At 67.7% G+C, this 22418-nt stretch carries 20 protein-coding genes; 4 read left to right on the forward strand and 16 right to left on the reverse strand.

What is annotated here, in order from left to right; all coding sequences use genetic code 11:
* The first annotated feature begins 118 nt into the window (after positions 1-118).
* Together AB0878_RS47890 and AB0878_RS47895 are read left to right on the forward strand one after the other, a co-directional pair.
* Entirely contained in the window at positions 119-667 is a 549-nt protein-coding gene (locus AB0878_RS47890; RefSeq protein WP_366589989.1) for a hypothetical protein, read from the forward strand.
* A gap of 27 nt (positions 668-694) precedes the next feature.
* A complete protein-coding gene (locus AB0878_RS47895) occupies positions 695-1300 on the forward strand; it encodes an SDR family oxidoreductase (RefSeq protein WP_366589991.1) in 606 nt (201 codons plus the stop codon).
* Positions 1301-1425: 125 nt separating this feature from the next.
* Here AB0878_RS47895 and AB0878_RS47900 read toward each other — a convergent pair whose 3' ends face one another.
* Both AB0878_RS47900 and AB0878_RS47905 read right to left on the reverse strand, forming a co-directional pair.
* Entirely contained in the window at positions 1426-1833 is a 408-nt protein-coding gene (locus AB0878_RS47900; protein WP_366589993.1) for a carboxymuconolactone decarboxylase family protein, read from the reverse strand.
* Positions 1823-2656 carry an alpha/beta fold hydrolase gene (locus AB0878_RS47905; RefSeq protein WP_366589995.1) on the reverse strand — a complete coding sequence of 278 codons (834 nt, stop codon included), beginning with the start codon at positions 2654-2656 and terminating at the stop codon, positions 1823-1825. The genes AB0878_RS47900 and AB0878_RS47905 overlap by 11 nt, the downstream gene beginning before the upstream one ends.
* Positions 2657-2849: 193 nt before the next feature.
* On the opposite strand from AB0878_RS47905, the gene AB0878_RS47910 reads away from it, so the two are divergent.
* Positions 2850-4331, forward strand: coding sequence for an aldehyde dehydrogenase family protein (locus tag AB0878_RS47910; RefSeq protein ID WP_366589997.1), 1482 nt, complete (start codon positions 2850-2852; stop codon positions 4329-4331).
* A 68-nt stretch (positions 4332-4399) separates the two neighbouring features.
* Here the strand turns inward: AB0878_RS47910 and AB0878_RS47915 are convergent, their stop codons facing one another.
* Genes AB0878_RS47915 through AB0878_RS47955 form a run of 9 tightly spaced genes read right to left on the reverse strand, consistent with a single transcriptional unit; the run spans position 4400 to position 14315 of the window.
* Complete coding sequence (locus tag AB0878_RS47915) at positions 4400-5374, reverse strand: aldo/keto reductase (RefSeq protein WP_366590000.1); 975 nt, start codon at positions 5372-5374, stop codon at positions 4400-4402.
* A gap of 24 nt (positions 5375-5398) precedes the next feature.
* Positions 5399-6016: a hypothetical protein gene (locus AB0878_RS47920; protein WP_366590002.1), complete on the reverse strand. Its 618-nt coding sequence runs from the start codon at positions 6014-6016 to the stop codon at positions 5399-5401.
* 6 nt (positions 6017-6022) lie between these two features.
* Entirely contained in the window at positions 6023-7819 is a 1797-nt protein-coding gene (locus tag AB0878_RS47925) for a hypothetical protein (protein WP_366590004.1), read from the reverse strand.
* 52 nt (positions 7820-7871) lie between these two features.
* Positions 7872-8897 (reverse strand): ABC transporter ATP-binding protein, encoded by a 1026-nt coding sequence (locus AB0878_RS47930; RefSeq protein WP_366590006.1) that lies wholly within the window; start codon positions 8895-8897, stop codon positions 7872-7874.
* Positions 8894-9922 (reverse strand): ABC transporter ATP-binding protein, encoded by a 1029-nt coding sequence (locus AB0878_RS47935; protein WP_366590009.1) that lies wholly within the window; start codon positions 9920-9922, stop codon positions 8894-8896. Before AB0878_RS47935 ends, AB0878_RS47930 begins: the two co-directional genes overlap by 4 nt.
* The gene (locus tag AB0878_RS47940) at positions 9912-10916 is read right to left on the reverse strand and encodes an ABC transporter permease (protein ID WP_366590012.1); all 1005 of its coding nucleotides are present in this window, start codon (positions 10914-10916) and stop codon (positions 9912-9914) included. Before AB0878_RS47940 ends, AB0878_RS47935 begins: the two co-directional genes overlap by 11 nt.
* Before the next feature lies 1 nt (position 10917).
* Positions 10918-11871 carry an ABC transporter permease gene (locus AB0878_RS47945; protein WP_366590015.1) on the reverse strand — a complete coding sequence of 318 codons (954 nt, stop codon included), beginning with the start codon at positions 11869-11871 and terminating at the stop codon, positions 10918-10920.
* A 42-nt stretch (positions 11872-11913) separates the two neighbouring features.
* Positions 11914-13512: an ABC transporter substrate-binding protein gene (locus tag AB0878_RS47950; protein WP_366590017.1), complete on the reverse strand. Its 1599-nt coding sequence runs from the start codon at positions 13510-13512 to the stop codon at positions 11914-11916.
* 5 nt (positions 13513-13517) lie between these two features.
* Positions 13518-14315: an alpha/beta fold hydrolase gene (locus AB0878_RS47955; RefSeq protein WP_366590020.1), complete on the reverse strand. Its 798-nt coding sequence runs from the start codon at positions 14313-14315 to the stop codon at positions 13518-13520.
* A gap of 351 nt (positions 14316-14666) precedes the next feature.
* Here AB0878_RS47955 and AB0878_RS47960 point away from each other — a divergent pair, with 351 nt between their 5' ends.
* Positions 14667-15332, forward strand: coding sequence for a GntR family transcriptional regulator (locus AB0878_RS47960; protein WP_366590023.1), 666 nt, complete (start codon positions 14667-14669; stop codon positions 15330-15332).
* A 98-nt stretch (positions 15333-15430) separates the two neighbouring features.
* Here AB0878_RS47960 and AB0878_RS47965 read toward each other — a convergent pair whose 3' ends face one another.
* The 5 genes from AB0878_RS47965 to AB0878_RS47985 all read right to left on the reverse strand — a co-directional run bounded on the left by AB0878_RS47965 (position 15431) and on the right by AB0878_RS47985 (position 22393).
* On the reverse strand, positions 15431-16252 hold the full coding sequence (locus AB0878_RS47965; RefSeq protein WP_366590027.1) for a carbohydrate ABC transporter permease: 822 nt from the start codon (positions 16250-16252) through the stop codon (positions 15431-15433).
* A gap of 6 nt (positions 16253-16258) precedes the next feature.
* The gene (locus AB0878_RS47970; RefSeq protein WP_366590029.1) at positions 16259-17179 is read right to left on the reverse strand and encodes a sugar ABC transporter permease; all 921 of its coding nucleotides are present in this window, start codon (positions 17177-17179) and stop codon (positions 16259-16261) included.
* Positions 17180-17185: 6 nt separating this feature from the next.
* The gene (locus tag AB0878_RS47975) at positions 17186-18559 is read right to left on the reverse strand and encodes an extracellular solute-binding protein (protein WP_366590032.1); all 1374 of its coding nucleotides are present in this window, start codon (positions 18557-18559) and stop codon (positions 17186-17188) included.
* A gap of 50 nt (positions 18560-18609) precedes the next feature.
* A complete protein-coding gene (locus AB0878_RS47980) occupies positions 18610-21183 on the reverse strand; it encodes a hypothetical protein (protein ID WP_366590034.1) in 2574 nt (857 codons plus the stop codon).
* A 61-nt stretch (positions 21184-21244) separates the two neighbouring features.
* Positions 21245-22393, reverse strand: a complete 1149-nt coding sequence (locus tag AB0878_RS47985) for a mandelate racemase/muconate lactonizing enzyme family protein (RefSeq protein ID WP_366590036.1) — start codon at positions 22391-22393, stop codon at positions 21245-21247.
* Positions 22394-22418 lie beyond the last annotated feature (25 nt).

Consider the following 22418-nt stretch of genomic DNA (forward strand, 5'->3'; position numbering starts at 1 on the left):
AGACCCCATTAGAGGTCCACAACGAGTACCTGAACCGACAGCTCGCAGCATGAATTAGCCATACGAAAGCTGTCCGGAAATTTCGGGGCGTCTCAGCTTCACCCAGTACCGTCCGACCATGACCAGCAGCGCACCCTGGTGGGGCACCAGCCTCTTCACCCTTGCCACCGCACTGGTGACCGGCTTCATCGCCGCGTTCACCGCCTTGGCCCCCAAGCGCACCGAACGCCGGCTCGAACGCCGCCGCCTCTCCCGCGACCACAAGGAGCGCAGCTACCCGGAGATCACCCGCGTCACCTACAAGATCGCCGCAGCCCCGGTCTGGTCCACGGGACCCAACCAGGACGAACTTCTCCTCGACGAACTGATCACCGCGGCACACCAGGCCGCATTCTTCGCACCGACGACCGTGATCACGGCAATCCACGAACTCCTTGCCACCGCAACCTCCTTGAACGACACGCGGAACCACATCAGATCGGTCAGCGAACCCGGCCACAGCGGCCGCATCGACGTCGCACACGCCGACAAGCACACGCTGGCCATCAACCGGCTTCTGCACGCACTCCAGAACTTCATCAACACCAGCCGTGGAGATCTCGAGATTCCCGGTGCCTACCCGACGCTGGCCAAACCAGATTCGGCGAGCACGCGCGAGCCCTCGTAAGGCAGTCGCACCCGCTCGGCACCAGCCTTGACCGTTGGGCCGCCTTGCAGATCGACCACTCCGACGCGCAAGGGCACCGATGTCTTTCTCCGCCGCCTGCCAAGACCGCCGCGGCCCTTAGAGCAGGACCAACACCCCATCCCGCCAACCCTGTTCACCACCGGCGGCAGCTACAACGACACCAACCTCGCCAAGACGCTGTCATCTGCATGCACGTCCGCTGTTCCCAAGGTTGGCCAGCAGCCCGGTCGGCTCACTCGCGCCTGTGTGCCGACGTTCCGCGCGCAAGGCCGCGGCCGCGTCATCAACGTGACGTCCTACACCGGCCTGCACGGCAACGTCGGCCAGGCGAACTACGCTGCGGCCAAGGCCGGCATCATCGGCTTCACCAAGACGACCGCGAAAGAGCTCGCCCGCTTCGGTGTCACCGTCAACGCCATCTCCCCCAACGCCGAAACCCGCATGATCGCCTCGATCCCCGACGAGAAGCGCGCCGAACTCGCCGCGGCGATCCCGATGGGCCGCTTCGCCGACCCGAGCGAAATGTGTGCCGCCATCGGTTTTCTCGCCTCCGATGAGGCCGCGTACATCACGGGCGTCGTGCTGCCGGTGGACGGAGGAATTTCCATCTGAACCTTCCGCGTGCATTGTCGCCGGTGAACGAGGAGGGCCCGCTCGCGTTGTGCGCGAACGGGCCCCTCGAGGATCCACAGTGGAGTGACTGAGTTTGCCTCAGTACCGCTGTCCCCAGCCTGGGTTCAGGCGGCCGCTTCCTGCTCGTAGGCGGCGATCGCAGCGCGGACAGCGCCCTGCAGCGACACTGCGGCCGGCACTCCGGCGTACACGGCGATCTGGCGCATCACCGCGGTCAGCTGGTCGGGAGTGATTCCGTTGCGCAGTGCCCCGCGGCAGTGGGCCTGGAACTCGCGCTCCTTGCCAAGAGCCGCGGTGATCCCGAGGACCAGCAGGCTGTGCTGAGACCGTTCGAGGCGATCGTCGGTCCAGATCCCGCCCCAGCAGTAGGTGGTCATGAACTTCTGGAACTCGAGCGTCAGATCGTCGACGTGGGTCGTGGCGTTGTCGACGTACTCGGCGCCGAGCACTTCGCGGCGAACTTTCATGCCCGCGTCGTAAAGATCCTTGCCAAAAACGATTTCATCGGACATGCAGTTCGATCTCCTTCGCGATCTCGTCAGGTCGTTCCTGCAGGACGGTGTGCCGTGCGCCGGAGAGCACGACGCAGCGGCCGTGGGTTCGCTCGGCGATGAGCCGAGACATTCGGGGCGGCGAGCCGGCATCGTGCTCGCCGGTCATGGCGAGGACCGGAGCCATGATCCTGGGCAGCTGGTCCGCGAGATCGGTGGTGGCCAGAACGCGGTACGCGTGTGTGTAGGCCACTGCGTCCAGCTGCGCCATCCGGGCGACCGTCTCGGCCGCGACCTCCGGATGCTCGGCGAGGTACTCCTTGCTGTACCAGCGCTCGACGCTTTTGCGCGCCGCGCCCGCCGGGCCTTCCTCGACCACCATTCGGAGCCGCTGCTGCACGGCGTTCGTCTCCTGGTCGGTCCGGCCGGCCACCGCGCCGATGACGACCAGTGTGTCGACGAGTTCCGGGTGGACCGCTGCCACCCGTTGCGCGATGAGACCGCCGAGGGAGAACCCGACGGTGTGGGCTTTGCCGATGCCCAATCGCTTCAGCAACTCGACGTGGTCCGCGGCGAAGTCGTCGATGTTCCAGGGACCGGCGGGAGCCGGTGACTGACCGTGGCCGCGCAGGTCGTACCGCACGACCGGACGTCCGGCCGGCCAGAGCCCCACGACGTCGTCCCACGAGGCCAGGCTGCTGCCCACGCCGTGGATGAGCACCACCGGCACGTCCGCGGCCGGGTCGCCCTCGATCCGGTGGTGCAGCTCGACGGCCGGCGTCAGCGGTCGCGCCTGGATGCCGACGGACGTCGGCGCCGGTGAATCAGACGAGTCCGTGGTCATCGGTCTCCTCTGCTATCAGCTGTCTGCTAGGTGTCAGGAACATTAGAACCGCGAAGAATGCGCTGTCAATCGGGTGAGATTTGTCTGACAGCTGACAGATCGGAGGCCAGCGGCTAGCATCTGCGGTGCTCGCCACATCGCGGACCGAGCAGTCCACCCGGCCCGAACCGGCTTCTCCGAAGGGACGAACGGAATGCCCCTCCTGCCCGACACACAAGCTCACGCGCCTCAGCCGCTCAGCCGCGACTGGCAGATGGTGATCGGAGGCGAGCCGGTCGGCTCCGACTCGTTCCGGACCGTCCTCGACCCGGGCACCGGCTCTGTCATCGCGAACGTCCCCGAGGCATCGGTGGCGCAGGCCGATGCGGCCGTCGAGGCCGCGCGGCGCAGCTTCGACGCCGGCGTGTGGCATCGGGAGCAGCCCGAGGTCAGGGCGCGGGCGCTGTGGCGCATCGCCGATCTCCTGGAGGAACGCGCCGACGACATCGCCCTCGTGGAGGCGCTCAACCAAGGCGCACCCCATCGCAACATCCGCCAGGGTTTCGTGCCGGAAGCAGCCCGGATCTTCCGCTACTACGCGGGCTGGGCGGACAAGGTCAGCGGTCGCGCGCTCCAGCTCCAGCGCCGCGGCATGGAGCTGCACGCCTACACCCTGCGGAGCCCGGTCGGCGTCGTCGCGCTGATCACCCCGTGGAACTCGCCGCTCGTGATGGCCTGCTGGAAAGTCGCTCCCGCACTCGCCGCGGGCTGCAGCTGTGTGGTCAAGCCCTCCGAACTGACTCCCCTGTCCACGATCATGCTCGCCGAGATCGCGCGTGAGGCCGGCGTACCCGACGGCGTGCTCAACGTCGTGACCGGTGACGGCGCGGTCGTCGGCGCTCGCCTCGCCGAACACCCCGGCGTGGACAAGATCGCCTTCACCGGGTCGACCGCGGTCGGCAAGTCCATCGTGCACGCGGCCACCGGCAACCTGAAGAAGGTCTCGCTGGAGCTCGGCGGCAAGTCGCCCGTGCTGGTCTTCGGTGACGCCGACGTCGAGGAAGCGATCAAGGGCGCCTCGGCGGCGATCTTCTCGAACGCCGGCCAGGTGTGCACCGCCGGCTCGCGCCTGCTCGTGCACGACTCCATCTACGACGAAGTGGTCGCCGGTGTCGCGAAGCGAGCAGTGTCGCTGAACGTCGGCCACAGCTTCGACCCGCAGTCCGAAATGGGCCCGCTGATCTCGGCCGAACAGCGCGACACCGTGATGGGCTACATCGAGTCCGGGATCGGCGAAGGCGCCACCGTCGCCGCGGGCGGTCACGCGAACGGCCCGGGGTTCTTCGTCGAGCCCACAGTCCTGTCCGACGCGCGTCCGCAGATGCGCGCCGTCCGCGAGGAGATCTTCGGCCCCGTTGTCGCTGCCCTGCGGTTCAGCACGGTCGACGAGGCCATCGACACCGCGAACGACACGCCGTACGGGCTCGCCGCCTCGGTCTGGACGCGCAACGTCAAGACGGCGCACCACGTCGCTTCGCGGCTGCGTGCCGGACGGGTCGGAGTAAACGTGCACGGGCTGCCCGACGTGACGATGCCGACCGGCGGGTTCAAGGAGTCCGGGTGGGGCCGCGAGCTGGGTCCCGAGGGTCTGGATCTCTTCCTCGAGACCACGTCGGTCTACACGAACCTCACCTGAGGCGCGGCGTTTCGATCCGGTGCCGGGGCCGGTGGCTCCCGGGGCCGGATCGAAGCGGAGCCGGACCGTCAATGTCCGTAGCGCAACCGCGCGACGTACCGAGATTCAAGTTCGGTGATCTCTTCGGGCAGCAACTGGATCCGCAGCGCTTCCTCGACGACGTCCAGCTGCCCCACCGAGGTGGCGCCGATCAGAGGCACCCCGGTCGGGGATTTCTCCAGTACCCAGGCGAGGGCGACCGCGGCCGGCGTCGCGCCTCGCGCGTCGGCCACCGCGAGCAGCTTCCGCAGCACATCCTGGTCGCTGTCCCGGCCGAACCACTTGCGCGAGTAGTCGTCCGAGCGGCCGCGTTCGGTGTCCCGGTCGTGACCTCGCGGATCGCCGGCGAGGAACCCACGGGCGAAGGGGCTGTAGGGCAGCAGCCCGATCCCTTCCGCCCGGCACATCGGCATGAGCTCGCTCTCGGGCTCCCGCCACACCAGGTTGTAGTGGTGCTGCATCGTGTGCAGGCGCCGCCAGCCGAGGCTCCTGGCCTCGTAGAAGAACTTCGCGAACTGCCACACGGGCATGTCGGTCGCGCCGAGGTAGCGGACCTTGCCGGAGTCGACCAGCGCGTCGAGCGCGCCGAGGGTTTCCTCGATGTTCGTGTCCTCGCGCCACACGTGCGTCTGGTACAGATCGAGGTAGTCGGTCCCGAGCCGGCGCAACGAGTCGTCGACGGCGGCGAGGATGTGCTTGCGCGAGTAGCCGCCCGTGGTCCGGGCGGTCCCCATCTGGTTGCCCACCTTGGTCGCGAGGAGGTAGTCCTCCCGCGGGAGTAACCGCTTCAGCGCCGCACCGAGGATTCTTTCGCTTTCCCCGGCGGAGTAGAAGTTCGAGGTGTCGAAGAACCGGATGCCGAGCTCGACCGCTCGCTCGATGATCGGGACACCGGCTTCGCCGTCGAGCACCCAGCTGCGCCACTCGGGGCTGCCGATGCCCATGGCGCCGAATCCGATCCGGGAAGTCCACAGGTTCGTCGCGCCGAGTCGTACGTCGTCCATCGGGTTTGCTGTCCTTTCGGGAGTTCAGCCCGCGTGAGTGCGGGAACGTTCCGACGTCGGCACCCGCAGCATTTCGAACAGCCCGATCACCGTGGTGAAGTCGGCGTCGGACAATTCGATGCCGCGATCGACCGCCGACCGGTAGGCGTCGGTCTGGAGCGCGCCGGGTGTGGCGGGGACGCGAGTCGCCTCGATGGTCAGCTCTCCCCGCGGTTCGAAATCGCCTTGCGGGGTTTCGGGGAAGCTCACGTCGAGGTGCACCCCTCGCTCGGCTGCGCGGGCGACCAGGTACGGCAGGAAGATCCCGCCGTAGACGGCGCGAGCCCGCACTCGCCGGGATCCGTGGGCCGCGGTCTCGGCCTGCACGAAGTCGAAAACCCGAGGCCCGAACTCGAGCAGGCTTCCCCCGCGCAGGTCGACCACGACCTCGTCGGCGTTTTCGTCGACGACTCGCGGCCGCGGCTGGGGCCGCCAGTTCAGCCGAGCACGGTTGTCCTGGACGAACTTCACCGCGGCGCCGGTCACGGCCTGGGTCCAGACCAGCATATCGGCGACCTCGTCGGCCTGGCCGATCGGGATGCCGACCATCCGGAGGGCGTCAGGGGCGTAGCGGCGTAGTTCGGGCACGGCGATCGTGATCATCCGGGCTCACACTCCCATCGCGGGCTCGTCGCGCGGTTGATCGGCGGCCGCGGGCGCGCCGACGCCCCAAGCCCCTTCCCTGCCGGCGACGAGGTCGGCAGGTAGCGGCGCGTCGCGGTAGAACAGGCCTCGTACCCACCGTCCGCTGTGCGGGGTGGGCAGCTCGATACCGAGAATGGCGAGGAAACAGCGAATGGTGTTACTGGCCAGGAAATCGGCGTCGCACACGCTCGCCCGGATCTCGCTGTACGGGGTGGTCGCGGCGAACTGGGCACGCGCGACCGCGAGGGTGTGTTCGGGCTCGTCCAGGAGGAACCGGCCGATGCTGGTCCCGGCGTCGTACGCGTCGAGGAAATCCGCCAGACGGCGGACCGCGCCGGCGACGTCGATCACGGTCTCGCGTTCGATGCCCACGTCGACCGAGCGCTCACCGCGGCGGTTCTCGCCGTTCTCTTCCGAGCGGTACCAGAAGAACTCGCGTTTGCCGGGGCTTTCCAGGTCCGCGTCGACGCACCAGGCGAACTGCTCGCGCAGGATCGCGCGCAGTTCGCCGACGCTCATCTCGGGGTCCACCTTCAGCGCGAACTCCGGACCGGGCGTGAACGCCTCGGTGATGCGGCTGAGCTCATAGGTTTCGGGGTAGACCTCGAGCAGCAACGAGCGCAGCACCTCCGCCGCCTCCACGCTCCCGTAATCCTCGGCGTCCTCGAGGAACCGCGCCCAGGTTTCTTCGCCGGGATCCGCCGCGACCAATGCCTTGTGTACGCGGTCGAGCGCGGTCGCGACGGATTCGCGTGGCTCGATCAGTTCCGGAGCCGCCTCGGGTGCATTCCGGTACGCGTCCCGTGCGTTGCCCACCAGATCGGCCAATCGCCGGGTACTCGCGGCGTCCGCGGTTTGTGCCGCGGTGTAGGCGAAGCCCAGTTCACGCGGCAGGATGAAGGACGCGAGCCGCGAGGGCCAGCGCACCAGCGCGGCGACCGTGCCCAAGCCCGAGGAGTTCCCGATCCCGACGTGCCGGCGCACGCTCGGGCGCAGCACCGTCGCGGAAGGACTGTGCATCCGCGCGGTGGCTTCGACGAGGTCCAGGCTGACGAGGCGCCACAAGTACACGCAGAACAGATCGATGTGGTACGGCATGGCCAGCGGGCCACCACCTCGGGCGTAGCTCCGCCAGGCGCGGGTGCCCATCCGGCCATTGCCGTAGAAGCCCCCGTTGCGCAGGATGTAGCCGCCGTTGGCGTCGATCTGCTCGACCGTCGGCTGCTCTCCGCGGACGAGCGCAGCCACGACATCGTCGAACATGCGGGTGCCCCGGCTGGCGATCGTCCAGCCGTACACCTTCGGATCGGTCCGCCCCCGCCACAGGTTGGTGTCGGCTTCGTCGCGCTCACGCCGGAACCGTGCGACGTCGATCGGGCCTTCCAGCAGAATCCCGAGGAATTCGAGCTTGGTGTCCCGGAACATCCGGGTGTGCCCCGGCGGCAGCGGGGGGTACACGAAAACACCGAAGGACAGCTGCAGGCCTTCGGCCTGGATGTCGTAGGCGAGAAACCCTGTCCCGTCCTCGGACAGCTCGCAGTGCACCAATTCGATCCGCCACTTGCCCTCGGTCATCCGTCGGACCAGCGTCTGGGCGAAACTCAGCTTGCTCGCCGCCATGCCCCGCAACACCGAGGGCGACATGACGTCGTCGGGATGGCGCATTAGCGGGACGGCTCGCCGAAGGCGGCTGCCGAACTCCTCGGACAACACAGCGAAGACCGACTCGGGCACAGGGATCGTGGCCTTGGTCGTCGTCATGAGGTGGTCCTCTCGCACTCGGCGGTCGTGGGTGTGGCGCTCGCGGCCGCTCTCACGCCGGGTCTCCCGTGCCGAGCTCGGCCGGACTCGCCTCGACTTCGCGCCAGAAGTGGCAGGCGACGGAACGGCCGGGTTCGACCTCGGTCAGCTTCGGTGCCTCGTCACGGCACTGCTGCCGGGCCAGCGGGCAGCGCCCCGCGAACCGGCACCCCGTCGGCACCTCGGTGGGGCTGGGTGGTTCGCCCGCTGCGGGAATGAAAGGCCGGTTCCGCTCAACGCGAGGATCAGCCACCGGAGAAGACCTGAGAAGACTGACCGTGTACGGGTGGTGCGGGCTCGTGTACAGGCCCTCGCTGTCGGCGGTCTCCACCAGCTGCCCGGCGTACATCACAGCCACCCGGTCGGACACGTGGCGCACCACGCTCAGGTCGTGGCCGATGAACAAATAGGACAGGTGCAGTTCCCGCTGCAACCGGCGCAGGAGGTTGAGCACCTGAGCCTGCACGCTGACGTCGAGCGCCGACACCGCCTCGTCGCACACGATGAACCGCGGATCGACGGCCAGTGCGCGAGCGATGCAGACGCGCTGACGCTGGCCACCGGACAGCTCCGACGGCCGGCGGGCCATCACCTCCCGGCTCAGGCCGACCTGTTCGAGCAGATCGCCCACCTTCCGTTCCCGCTCGGCACCGGAGGCCAGATGGTGGACCGTCATCGGTTCACCGACGATGTCGCCGATCCGCATCCGCGGATTGAGACTGTCGTAGGGGTCCTGGAACACCGCCTGGATACCGCGGCGCAGCTCACGCTGCCGGCGCCGGTTGTGGCCCTGCAGTTCCTGCCCGTCGAACCGGATCGACCCCGAGGTGGGTTCGACCAGCTGGAGAATCGCGCGGCCCGTGGTGCTCTTGCCGCACCCGGATTCGCCCACCAGCCCCAGCGTCTCCCCCGGTCCGACGGAGAAGGAAACGCCGTCTACCGCGCGCACGCCGTAGCCCAGGCGCCGCTGCGCTCGGGACTGCGACCGGTAGTGAACCTGAAGGCCTTCGACTTCCAGGAGTGCCGCCGTGCCGTTCATCGGGCCTCACTTCCGATCCGCGTCCGCGCTTCTTTCCTGACGAGCTCGGGATCGGCCCAGCACGCCGCGGTGTGCCGGTCCGGTGACACCGGTTCGGGCCGCTGCGCCCGGCACTGGGCGGTGACCAGCGGGCAGCGGTCGGCGAACGCGCAGCCGCCGGGCAGGTCGAGCAGCGACGGCGGCCGTCCCTTGATGGCCACCAGATCCTCGGAACGGGGGGTGTCCATTTGCGGGATCGCGCCGAGAAGTCCCGCCGTGTACGGGTGCGCCGGGGCGTAGAACACTTCGTCGACCGCACCGATCTCGACGATCCGTCCCGCGTACATCACCGCCACCCGGTCCGCGAGACCCGCCACGACGCCCATGTTGTGCGTGATCACGACGAGGGCGGTGCCGAGCTCGGCTGAGAGTCGTTTGAGCAGGTGGAGCACTTGCGCCTGCGTGGTCACGTCCAGTGCGGTAGTCGCTTCGTCCGTGATCAGCAGCGAAGGATCGCAGCTGAGCGCCAACGCGATCATCACCCGCTGCCGCAACCCGCCCGACAGCTGGTGCGGGTAGCTCTTCAACCGCGCTTCCGGGTCCGGGATCTCCACGAGTCGCAACAGCTCGAGGGCCCTCGCACCGGCCTCGCGCCGGGACTTCCCGGTGTGGTGGCGGATGACCTCGCGCAGCTGCGCGCCGATGGTCAGGGTCGGGTTGAGCGTGGTCATCGGATTCTGGAACACCAGCGCGATGTCTTTGCCGCGCAGGCCTCGCAGGTCGCGTTCCGGCAGCGCGAGCAGATCCTGGTCGCGGAAGAGGACGTTCCCGGCCGTGACCCGGCCGCGAGTGCGCTGCAGCAGGCCCATGACCGCGAGCGCCGAAGCGCTCTTCCCACTGCCGGATTCACCGACGAGAGCCAGCACCTCGCCGGGCTTCACGCTGAACGAGACTCCGTTGAGTGCGTGGACGGGACCACGGGGAGAGTCGTAGACCGCTTCGAGACCGCGAACGTCGAGCAGCGGTGCCGCGGTGTCAGTGCTCATCGGCGTGTCCTTCGGTTTCGGCACGGCTGTGGCCGGCAAGAGCGGGACGGGGCAGCTCGGCGACAACGGTCGGGACTCCAGATGCCGAGCGACGCTCCGCCCGCCGGGCCACACGAGCGGTGCTCGCGGACGAACGGGGCAGAACCTTCGGGTCGAACAGATCGCGAAGGCCGTCCCCGATCAGGTTGAACGACAGCATCGCGGCGAAGATGACCAGACCGGGAAGCAGCGAGAACAGCGGGACGTAGCTCAGGTAGGGGTAGCCGTCACGCAGGATTCCGCCCCAGTCCGGCGCCGGGGCCGGCAGTCCCAGCCCGAGGAAGCTGAGACTCGCCGCGGTGAAGATGGCGAGCCCGCCGGTGAGCGCGGCCTGCACCACTGTCACCTCCAGCACGTTCGGCAAGAGGTGCAGCGCGAGCACCCGCCGCGTCGGCACGCCGGAAACCTTGGCCGCCGCGACGAATTCGCGCTCACGCAGACTCAGCAACTGGCCCCGCACGACCCGGGCGAACTTCGGGACGTTGACCGTCGCGATCGCGGCGGTGACCGTCCAGAAGCTGGGCCCGAGGGCGTAGGTGATCCCCAGGGCGAGGATCAGTTCCGGGAAGACGATCACCCCGTCCATGGCGCGCATGAGAACCGAGTCGAGCCAGCCGCGCCGATACCCGGACAGCAGGCCGAGCAGGACGCCGATCACCATCGCGATCGCCGTCGACGCGACCGCGACGGCGAGGACCAGCCGGCCGCCGTACAGGGTGCGGGTGAACAAGTCGCGGCCGAGCTGGTCGGTGCCCAGCAGGTACGGCCCGCCCGGTGGCTGGAGCACCGCGTCGAGGTGCTGGTCGAGCGGACCGTACGAGGTGAACATCGGCGCGCCGAGTGCCAGGACGACCAGGATCAGCAACAGGAGAGAGCCGATCAGCAGGCGGGGATAAGCGCTCAACGCGGCCCAGATCCGGCCGCCCGAAGCGGGTTTCGTGTTCGTGGTGTCCACCTCAACTCACCTTGACCCTCGGGTCCAGCAGGCCGTAGACGAGGTCGATCACGAGGTTGACGACGACGACGCCGACCGTGATGACCAGGATGAGGCCCTGCAGCATGGGGAAGTCCTTGCCCAGGATCGATCTCGTGAGCAACGTGCCGACACCGGGCAGCGAGAAGATGCTTTCGGTGACGACCGCGCCGCCGACGAGGCCGGCCGCGTTGAGCCCCACGACCGTGACCATGGGGATCATCGTGTTCTTCATGGCGTGCTTGACCACGACCCGGCGCGGATCCAGGCCACTGGCGTGGGCCCGCAGCACGTAGTCCTCGGTGAGCACGCCCAGCATCAACGTCCGCGTATAGCGGGCGAAGGTGCCGGCGTAGGACATCGAGAGCGTGAGCGCCGGCAGCACCATCAGCTCCAGGTTCGCCACCGGGTCCTGCGAAAACGGGATGTAGCCACCGCTCGGCAGCACGCCCAGCGTGAGCGAGAACAGGTAGACCAGCACGATGCCCAGGAAGAAGTTGGGCAGCGACAAGGTGAACACCGACAACCCGGAGGTGAGGGTGTCGATCCAGCGGCCGCGGAACAGAGCGCCGGCGACACCCAGCAGCACGCCGATGATCAAAGCGATGACCAAGGACAGCACCATCAGCTCGAGCGTCACGGGCAGGCGCTGCGCGATCGCGCTCGCCACCCCGATCGGTCCGATGAACGAGCGGCCGAGGTCACCGTGGAACAGGCGGCCAAGCCAGTCGAAGTACTGCAGCGCCAAGGGTTTGTCCAGGCCGAGGTCGTGCGCGGTCTGCCGGAGCTGCTCGGGTGTCGCCGTCGATTCGGCGCCGCCCATGATCGCCTGCACGGGATCGGGGAACAGCACGCGGGTGATGACGAACGTCAGCACGCTGACGACGAACATCACCACGACGGCGGCGCCCACCCTGCGGACCAGGTACCAAGCCATTCGGGCCTCCTCAGTTGGCCGGCCGGAGCGTGCGGCGGCCCGTCATCGGCCGATCCACAGCTCGCGAAGCCGGTAGATCGCGTCCGGGTACAGCGTCAGACCGCCCAGGTTGGCGCCGTGCGGAACGAGCAGGTCCGGCCAGATGACGAAGACGTAGGGCGCGTCCTTCTCGACGATTTGCACGATCTGCGCGTACAGCGGAGCCGCTTCCTTCTGATCGGAGATCGCGGCGGCCTGGTCGAGGAGGGCGTCCACCTTGGGGTTGTTGTACTTGGTGGTGTTCTGGCTGCCTTTCGAGTGCAGCAGTGTCCGCAGCAGGCCGTCGGGATCGGCGCGGGGCGTCCACTCCGTCAGCGACCAGTTGACCTTGCCGGCCACGACGTCGTCGTAGTAGTCGCTGCCGGGCACCGTGCCGACCTTGAGGGTGATGCCGATCTTGGCGTAGTCGCCGGCCAGGAGCTGGGCGATCGACTGGTAGTTGGAATCACTGGAGTTCACGTAGTCGATGGCCTGCCCTTGCGCCCCCGCGGCCTGAACGAGCTGGCGTGCCTTGTCGAGGTCGTAGCCGTAGGCCGGTGCCGAACGGCTCTTGTCGACGGCCCACCCGACGCCGACCGGGCCCGTGGCGACCCGCGCCTGCCCCTGGTAGATCGCGTTCCGCACGCCGTCGCGGTTCGTGGCGTACGCGATGGCTTGCCGCAGCTGGGGTTTGTCGAAGGGCGGCTTGCTGCAGTCGACCTGCAGCGCGTACCAGTTGCCGCTCGGGGCGCGGGTGATCCCGACCGAGGGATCGCTCTGCACCGTGATCGCGAGCTGAGGCGAAACGGCGTCGCTGATGTGAGCCTCACCCGTGCGCAGCATGGTGAGCTGCACCTGCTGTTCGGGCACGTTCTTGAGCGTGATCGTGTCCAGGTGCACCTTGCCGCGGTCCCAGTAGCCCGCGAAGCGCTTGAGCTTGAGCTCGCTGTCCTGGGTGAAGCTCACGAACTCGAACGGCCCGGTGCCCACCGGGTGGACTCCGTAGTCGCGGCCGTACTTGCGCACTGCGGCCGGCGAGACCATGAAACCAGGCCGCTCCCCCAGCGCGGCGACCAACGGCCGCCACGCCGTGGCCAGGTCCAGCGCGACCGTGGCGTCGTCGACGACCCGGACGGTGTGCAGCGGCGGGGTGAGCGATCCCCGGAGCGGGGAGTTCGTGCTCTTGTCCAGGAGCCGGTCGAGGTTCCACTTCACCGCGTCGGCGTTGAACGGCGTGCCGTCGTGGAACTTGACGCCTCGACGCAGGTGGAACGTCAGCGTCTTGCCGTCGGCGCTGGTGTCCCAGCTTTCCGCCAGCTCCGGAACGAGGTTGAAGTCGGGGTCGTACCCCACGAGCGTGTTGTAGAGCGCGTACAGGGCGAACTTCTCCCGGACGTTCTTCGAGAACGCCGGATCGAGCGTGGCGATGTCCATGCTGGTCGCGAAAACCAGGTCACCACCGTCGACCGGCGGACCGGACGGGCGCCGGTCGTCCAACGCGGCCGGGAGATGCCGTCCGCACGCCGCGACCAGGAGGCCCAATGCCGAGATCCCGCCGGCCTGCAGAAGCTGACGGCGGTTGAAGGAGCCCGGGCTCGGGCCTGCCACCGGTTGATGCGCCACGGGCTTCACCTTTCCTGCGCGGATCGCACCGCGGTCTCCCCGACGAGGAACTCACGGATTGCGGCCGCGACCTCGGCGTGAGCCTCTTCGAGGATGGAGTGTTTGATGTCGTCGACGATCACCAGACGCGACCCCTGGATCCGCCGGTGCATCTCGCGCGCCATCTCCGGCGGCGAACCGACGTCGAGTGCACCGGTCATGATCAGCGTCGGCGCGTCGATGCGGTGCAGGTCGTCGACGAGGTCGTTCGTCGCGAGCACGCGGAAGGCCGCGGCATAAGCAGCGGGGTCGTTGGCCCCGAACCGCGCCAGGTGCGCGTCGACGACTTCGGGGTGCGCGGTGCGGAACTTCTCGGTGTACCAACGCTCGCCACCGTCCGCGACAGCTGCAGGACCGCCTTCTTCCACCACGCGCAACCGCTTCAGCACCGCCTCCTGTTGCCGAGGGGTGCGCCCGGCGACGGCGCTGAGGATCACCAGGTGCGCGACGGAGGCGGGATCGGTCAACGCGATGCTCTGCGCGATCAGCCCGCCGAGGGACAGCCCGACGACGTTCGCCCGGTTGATGCCGAGGCTCGCCATGAGGCGGCGGTGATCGTCGACGAAGTCCGCCAACTGATACGGCCCGGGAGGTTTGGGCGACTGACCGTGCCCCCGCAGGTCGTACCGCACGACCGGCCCGACCTCCCGCAACGGTGCGACGACCGGGTCCCACCGGAGCAGGTCCGATCCGACCCCGTGGATGAGCACGGTGGGAGTGGCTGAGCCCAGCTCCCCTTCGACGACTACGTGCAGATCTTGCATTCGGCGGCTCCTTCCGGCCACGCGGCTCGATCTCGACTCGACGCGCTGCCGGCCCGAATTCCCGGGTGGCGCGTGTCACCGTCCAGCGTTAGGGCGACAGTCTGCCGTTAGCTGTCTGACAGTTCAATAGCTGACGCGAATCGAACCGGGCCGTAACGATGCGGAAACCGGACGGCGAACGGCGAGCACGCTGCTGATACGCAGGATCAGGCCGGCGAAACCGCCAGAGTCGCATTACGGGCAGTGACCACCTGGCGACGACCGGCCACAAACGAAGCTGTCCTACAGCGGACAGAATGGGCCACTGGCGCGGCCAAGATGTGGCATGATAGTCCAGTGACGTTCTCCGGTATGGCTGTCGCTCGCCCTCCCGCCTTGATCCGCGACCAGGTCGCGGCCCAGATCCGCGAGGCGATCACCGACCTGCGGCTGATGCCGGGCCAGGTGCTGATCGAGCGCGAACTGTGCGAAACGACCACCGCGAGCCGCGCCACCGTGCGCGAAGCACTCCGGCAACTCGAGTCGGAAGGACTGGTCGTCGCTACCAACGGCCGCGGCACGGTCGTCGCCCAGCTCTCACCGGACGACGCCCGCCGGATCTACGAAGTCCGCACCGCCCTCGAAGGCATGGCCGGGCGCCTGTTCGCCGAGCGCGCCACCGACGCCGAGCGCAGGGCGCTGCGGGCCGCGTTGCTGCACCTCGAAGAAGTCGCCGAAGACACCCGAGCACTGTCGATCGCCAAGAGCGAGTTCTACGGCGTGCTCGTCGCCGGGGCCCAGAACCCCGAGCTCAAGCAGATCCTCGACGGGCTCAATCGCCGCGTCACCCTGGTGCGCCTCGCCTCGCTCTCGAAGCCCGGCCGCCCCCAGGAGTCCATCGCCGAGGTCCAGGCCATCTGCGAAGCCGCCGTCGCCGGCGACGGCGACCTGACCGAGCGGTTGTGCCGGGAACACGTGCAGAACGCGGCCGAGGCCGCGATTCCTCGATTGGCCGACGCCGCGAAACTCTTGCCCTGAGACTGACCAGGCGACCTGGAGCTGCACAGTTGACCGGCTTTAGGGCAGGTATCGCTCCGCGGCAGTTCTCCGCACCGGGCGAGGGTTTGGGTTTTCGGTCACCCCTTGAGCCCGCTGCCGAAGCTGCGAATCATGTACCGCTGGAACACGAAGAACAGCACTAGGATCGGGACGCTCGCCATCAGCAAGCCGGCGAAGATCTCGCCCCAGTTGCTGGTGTATTCACCGACGAAGCTGTAGATCTGCACGGGAACGGTGACGTTGGGTGTCCCGCCGAGGTAGAGCAGCGGGGTGAAGAACTCGTTCCACACGGCCAAGCCGTCGAGCACGATCACCGTGCCCGTTACCGGTAGGAGCAGCGGGAGGATCACGCGTCGGAAGATCTGGAAGGTCTTGGCGCCGTCGACCCGTGCGGCTTCCTCGTACTCAAGCGGGATCTGGCGAATGAAGCCCGTGTACAGAATGATCGTCAGCGGCAACTGGATGCCGACGTTGAAGATGACTACGGAAATCGGATCCGCGGAAATGCCCAGTGCCGAGAACACCCGGTACAGCGGGAGCACGCCGATCTGGAACGGCACCATCATCCCGGCCGCGACGAACGCGTACCAGCGCCGGCCTCCACGGCCTGAACGCGCGAAGTAGTAGCCTGCGCAAGCACCCACGCTGACCAGCGCGGCGACGGTCACCGCGGCGATGTAGACACTGTTGAGGAAAGCCGTGCCGAGCTGTCCGTCCTCCCACGCGAGCTTGAAGTTGCTCAGGTCGAACCGGCTGGGCGCACCGAGCGGGCTCTGCGCGACCTCGGCCGACGGGCGGAAGCCCACCGAAATAAGCAACCACAGCGGGAAGACAAAGGCCGCGGTGACCACGACCATCACGACCTCGAGGAGCCCCGTTCTCCAGGTGTAGGACTTCATGGTGGTTCAGTTCCGTTCTCGCAGGACGCGCATTTGCCCGAAGGAGATCACGGCGATCAGGATGAACACGATCAAACCGAGGGCGATGCCGTAGCCGTACTTGTTGTAGAGGAACGCCTCGTTGTACAAAAGCGTCGACAAGGTCTGTGTGGCGTTGCCCGGTCCCCCCTGTGTCGTCGCGATGACTTGGTCGAACAGCTTCAACGAGGTGATGAGTGCGAGGGTCAGATTGATGAGCGTCGGCGTCCGCAGCAGCGGCCAGGTCACCCAGACGAAGCGCTTGACCGGACCGGCGCCGTCCATGGCGGCAGCTTCCAGTACGTCGGCAGGGATGTTCTGCATGCCCGCGAGGTAGATGACCATCGAGTATCCCGCGTACTGCCACACGACGATCGCGATGATGCCCCATGGAGCGAGCGCCGGGTCACCCAGGACGTTGCCGCCGCCGTCCCATCCGACCAGCCCGCTCACCGTCGCAACCGGGCCACCGGGCACGAAGATGAACTGCCACAGGTAGCCCACGATGATCGGGGTCATGACCACGGGTGCGAACAGAAGCGTCCGAAGGAAGTTACGACTCTTGATCTTCGAGTTGACGCCGATCGCGAGCAGAAGCCCGATGGCATTCTGCAGCACGGTGATCGCGGCGGCCATGAGAATCGTGTGCCACAGCGCGCCCAGGGTGTCCGCGGACGAGAACAGCGCGGTGAAGTTGGCCAACCCGTTGAAGTGGATCGCGCTGCCGAGCCCGCTCCAGTCGGTGAAGGCGTAGAAGACGCCCTGGACGGTCGGGTAGGCCACGATGGCCGCGAACAGAACAAGACACGGAACGGCGAACCAGAACGAGACCCGCGAGCCGGCACCCCGCCGGGTCCGGGCCTTCGGGGCTTGCCGCGGCGCCACCCGTCCACTGCTGGTGAGGGTCATGGGCTCTCACGCTCCGTGGAGTGAGTTCTGTACAGCCTGGACCACGTCCGCCACGGTTTTCTTGCCGAGGATGAGGTCCTGGTCGGCGGCGATCATCGCCTGTTTGGTTTCGTAGCTCGGCCAGAAGTTCGTGGGCCATAGAGCCGTCTTGCCGCCCTGGTACAGATCGGAGACCCCCTGCATCTCCGGTTGGATGGGATTGCTCGCGCTGGGTGTGTAGGCGACGCCGTAGTTCGCCTTGGCCGCCACGTCGAGCTGGTCGGGCCCGGCTAGGTATTTGAGGAATTCGATCGCCGTCGCCTTGTTGCCACTCGACTTGGCGACCGCGTAGGCCGCTCCGGTGTTCACTGTGAGGTACGTGTCCGCCGGGTTCTCCGTGGCGGGTAGTTCGAACATGTCGTAGCTCAGCTTCGGGTTGCCCTGCTTCAGATCGTCGAGGGCAGGTGAGATCACGTCGACGCCGAGAGCCTTTCCCGAGGTCACGAGCTGCGAGGCCTGTGTGTCCGAATACCCGGTCGAGTTCGGCTGGAAGCATTGGGCGTCACGCATCTGAACGTATTCGTCGAGGGCCTTCGTCAGCGACGAGCGCCACAGCGCGGAACCGCTCCACGTCACCGAGCCGTTCGCGAGCTTCCGGGCGAACTGTGGGTCCTGTGAGTACACGAGGCTGTTGGCGAGCTCGACCGGGACTTCGGTGTTGAGATAGCCGGTCTGGTTGCCGATCGCGATCGGGACGACTCCGCGTGAGGAGACGGAGCGGCAGAAGGTCAGCAGCTCGGAGAACTTGGTCGGCACCGCGACCCCGAGTTGGCGGAGAAGGTCCTTGTTGAACTCGACGCCGGTCGGATTCTGGTAAGAGGTGAACGCGTAGACCTTGTTCTGATTCGAGACGAGGCTCGTGGCCGCGGCGCCCATCGCCGAGACCCACGGCTGGTTCGTGAGCTCTTCGAGCAGGCCGGCGTCGGCGAGTGGCTTCGTCGCCATCGAGTTTCCCGAGCCGCCCCAGACGAACATGACGTCGGGGCCGTGGCCGGCCGCGAGCTGGGCTCGGACCGTGGTCTGGTACGTGTTCGACGGAGACTGCACGAACTGGACGGTGACGCCGGGATGCTGTTTTTCGAACCGGTCGGCGGCGTCCTTGAGGTAGGGCTGCCCCGATTCCGAGCTGATCCTCAAGACCCCGCCGATGCCGTTGGTGCTCGAACCACCGGACGGAGTGAAGCCACCGCATCCGCTGAGCACAGTCGAGCCGACGAGTAGTGCGGCGCTGAGAGCGAGGCCGCGACGGGTCACCGTGGAGCGGACGGCTCGCGGCAGGAGAGCGCCAGCCGGCCGTCGGCGCAGCGTGTGGCAGGCTTCTGGGGTGAACGTGCCAGTCATCCTGGCTCCTCTTCTCTTCGAGTCGAGTTTTCGGGAGGTGACCGTGCCGCTCACGCGTGTCGGCCCAGAACGACGTGGTAGGGGTGGTTCGCGAGGGTCGCGTCAAGCCCTGGGATGATCCAGGCGTCCGATCCGCCGCCGCTGCGGGCGGTGAGGAAGAAGGCGAGCGGGTAGGCGCCGGCGGTGTACTCCGCGGGCACTTCCGCCGCGAAACGGCCGTCGTCCGCCCGCGCCATGGGAATCAGTAGGTACTCCTCGGCTTGGTTGAGGTGGCGGACGTGCAACGTCAGGCCAACCTCGTCGGGGGCTTCGGCGTGGACGACCAAAACTTCGCCGGGCACGAACGTCGCCGGTGGTTCGCAGTGGACTCCGGGCCGCGGCCGAAGTGCTCGGCCGCCGAGGACCCGCGCTCCCCCGTTGGCCGGTGCTTCGGCGAGTTCGCGAGCCAACTCTTCGAGGTCTTCCTCCACCTGCGCCAATCGATCGCTCCAATGACCTTGTTCGGTGGGACGATCACCGAAGGCCAAGTTCGTCACGTAGACGCCTCGCGTGAGGGCGACGATCTCCTCGAGTGCGTCGCGGCCGGCGCGGTAGCGAGCCAGCGATTCCTTCAAGTACTGGGAATCTTCCGTGCAGCGAAACAGCGAGTAGCCGACGCCTGCCCGGATCTTGCCGGCGAAAAACCGGGCCAGCAGCGCCACCACCGTCACGTCGACCTCGACGCGTCGGAAGCTTGGTGAGCCCGGATCGGCAATGTGATCACGAGCCCGTCCGAGCGCCGTTTCGGCGGTCGACCCGAACCGGCCGAGCCAGGTCGCGACCTCTTCCGGGGTGTAGCGCCCGCTTGGCTGCCCGCTGATCACGTCACGCGCGTAGTCGTCGGCGGAAGCGAACAGCGCGGGGTCGAACGGGCTGACCGAACCCCAGGTGGCCGGCGCGGAGAGGTCGAAGCCGTACGTCGCCGAGGAAACACCGCGCGCGATCGGCAGGTCGGTGAACACCTCCGGCCAGAAGAAGTTGTTGGATGCACTGGCCGATGCGGTGACTGTGACCAGCGGCAGGATCTTGCCGGCCGCGCTCAGCGCGCTTTCCACGTCGTCCGCGGCCTCGCCGAACTCGGCTCGTAGATACCGGAGCCACGTCTCACGCTCGGCGTCCGGGTCGTACAACAGGCGGCCCCACAGGCGGTACTCGTAGGCGTACTTTTGCCAATCCGAGATGCCCAGGGCGAGCGCGGAGTCGAGGTAGAGGTCGCGGGGGCCGTCTCGTCCGGTGTCCTTGCGCCCGCGGAAGGTGAGTGGTTCGCACAGTTCTGCGCCGAGTGCCCCGCCGATTGTGCTCATTCTTCCGTACCCGGCGAAGATCTCCGGGTCGGCCCACAGGAGGAAGCGTTGGGATCCGGGCCACACCCGGAACACCAGGTCGAAGTCGCGGTCCTGGCGGAGGAAGTCTCCGTAGCCGTAGCGGGTGAAGCGCCGGGTGTTCTGCGTGATGCCGCGGAGTTCGTCGCCATCGGCGGGGCGGGCCTTCTCCAGGGGCCGCACCGAGGCCTGGTGGTAGGGCAGGCCTTGGTGCTCGGCCCAGTACTTCGCCGAGAGCAGGACGCGAGCGCCACTCGCCCGGGCCGCGTCGATCAGGTCCTGGTCGACACCTTTGGAGTGCATGTCGACGTCGAGGTCGCGCCCGGCACCACGCAGGCCGCCGAGCACGGTCTGCCAGAACTCACCGCGGCCGGCCTCCGGTACCCCGCCTTCGTAGTGCACTCGGAACGTCAAGCCGTCGATTGCGGGGCATTCTCGCAGCAGCAAGGAAAGGGCCTCGGCCGAGTAGGCGGGCACCTCTTCGTCGGGGAGTCCTTCGACGGGATAGCGCAGATGCGGGCTGGGCACGAGTTCCGGATGTATTGCGTGGTTCCAAAGTCCGAGCTGGAAGTGCAGCCCTCGTTGTCGGGCTTCGTCGGCAGCGAACCGCAGTGCCGCGAGGTTCTCCGCGCGCTCGCTTCCCGACAAGCCTGTGACAGCCACCTTGTCCCAGCCGGGAACCTCCAGCAGGAACGGGTAGGCGAAGCACAGGTAGTTGTCGCGGACGTCAGGGTCGTGCGAGTAGTTGTACTGCATGCCGAAGGCCAGGTGGATCCGGTTGATCCGGTGGGTGGCGAGCTCGTCGAGATAGCGCTTCCAGAAGTCGCGACTGGTGAACCACGGACGGTCGAGGACGTCGCTGGAGAAGGCGCGGAGGATGCCGCGGACGGGCACTGCGGGCGCGCGGGCAGGCGATTCAGCAGACCGTAACGCCTCGATCGGGTCCGGGGCGCAGTGCACCCGATCGGCGAGCTCGGTCAAGCCGTATGCCAGGCCACGGGGATCGGGCGCGTGTACCAGGATCTCGCCGGCGCCGGGGCCTTGCTCGATCGCGAACGAGTCAGCCGAGCCAGGGGTGTTGCCGAGGCCGGCACGAACGACAACTCCCCCGAGCGACGGTGTGCGGGCGCCGCCGACCGTCGTCCGGATTTCCCGGGCCGCCAGCACTTCGCTCAACTTCGAGACGGCCCAGGCCACCGGGGGCCGCGACCGCATTTCCGCCGCGATGTCGATCACCACGGCCTGCTCTGCTCGATCCGGCACGGGCTACTGCCTCCTTGGTCGTGTGCGGGGATGGGTGGTCGTTGGCCGGGCACCGGCCGGGTCAGCTGCCGAAAACCTCGTCGAGCCAGCGTTCGTCCCAGTCGGCGCCGAGGCCTGGCCGGTCGGGCACGGGCACGATCCCGTCCGGGCCGGGCAGGACCGGCTCGCGGAAGCCCACCTGGAAGCCCTCGGGATTCCAGTGGCCGGGGTCGTCCATCACCTCGAGGTGAACGCCGAGACCGAACGCCGCCTGCAGGTGCAGGGCCAGGAGCATGCCCACCCCGCTTTTCCCGTGGTGGAAGGCGATCGGCACGTTCGCTGCCTCCGCGAGGTTGAGGATCTGCAGAAGGGTCGTCGGCGTGCCGGAATGCACCGGGTCCGGCTGCACTACGGTGTAGACACCCTGGTGCAGCACCTCCCAGAACGGCGCCAGCCCGCTCTTTCCTTCACCTCCCGCGATCGGCAGCGGCGCCCGGGCGGCCAGCTGCCGGCCTTCGTCGGCCATCCGATACGGCAACGGTTCCTCAAGCCACCCGACCTTCAACGCGGCCAGCTCGCGGGCGGTGTCGAGCGCCCTCTGCAGGCTCCACGTGTGCGGATCCGCGGGATCCCGGCCGGCCTGGTTGGCGTCGACCAGGATGTCCAGGTCGTCGCCCACGGCTTCGCGGCAGGCTGCGACCAGCGCGAGATCACCGTCGATGGTGTCCTCGCTCAAACGGAGCTTCACCGCCCGGTATCCGCGGGCTCGGTAGTGCTTGCAGTCCTCCGCTCGCTCTTCGGGGGTCTTTCCGTAGTGGACAGTGCTCGCGTAGGCCAGCACTCCGGCTTCCCGGCCACCCCACAGTTGGGCCAGCGGTTGCCCGAGGGCCTGGCCGATGATGTCCCACAGCGCGATCTCGATGAAGTGGTACCGGCCAGGCGCCCGCACGCTCCCGAGAACCCTTGTGTGGTGCACCAGGTCGAACACGGAGCGGCCGATGAGCTCGGGCGCGATCTGTTCGCGCACGACCTCGGGAGTCATGACGACCGAGTCCCATTCCCCGTCGAGGGTGATGCCCTGAAAGCCAGCGTCGGTATCCACGCGGACGGCCACGTATTCGCGGGTGAAGTGGGTTTTCCTGTCCCACGGCGCCGTGAGGCCCTCGCCCATGCGGACTCGCGGTACCACCACGGCCCTGACATCCGTGATCGTCAACGGTGCGGAACCCATGTCGTGTCCTCCTTGGACATCCGGA

The sequence above is a fragment of the Amycolatopsis sp. NPDC047767 genome (assembly GCF_040704195.1).
Classification (GTDB): domain Bacteria; phylum Actinomycetota; class Actinomycetes; order Mycobacteriales; family Pseudonocardiaceae; genus Amycolatopsis.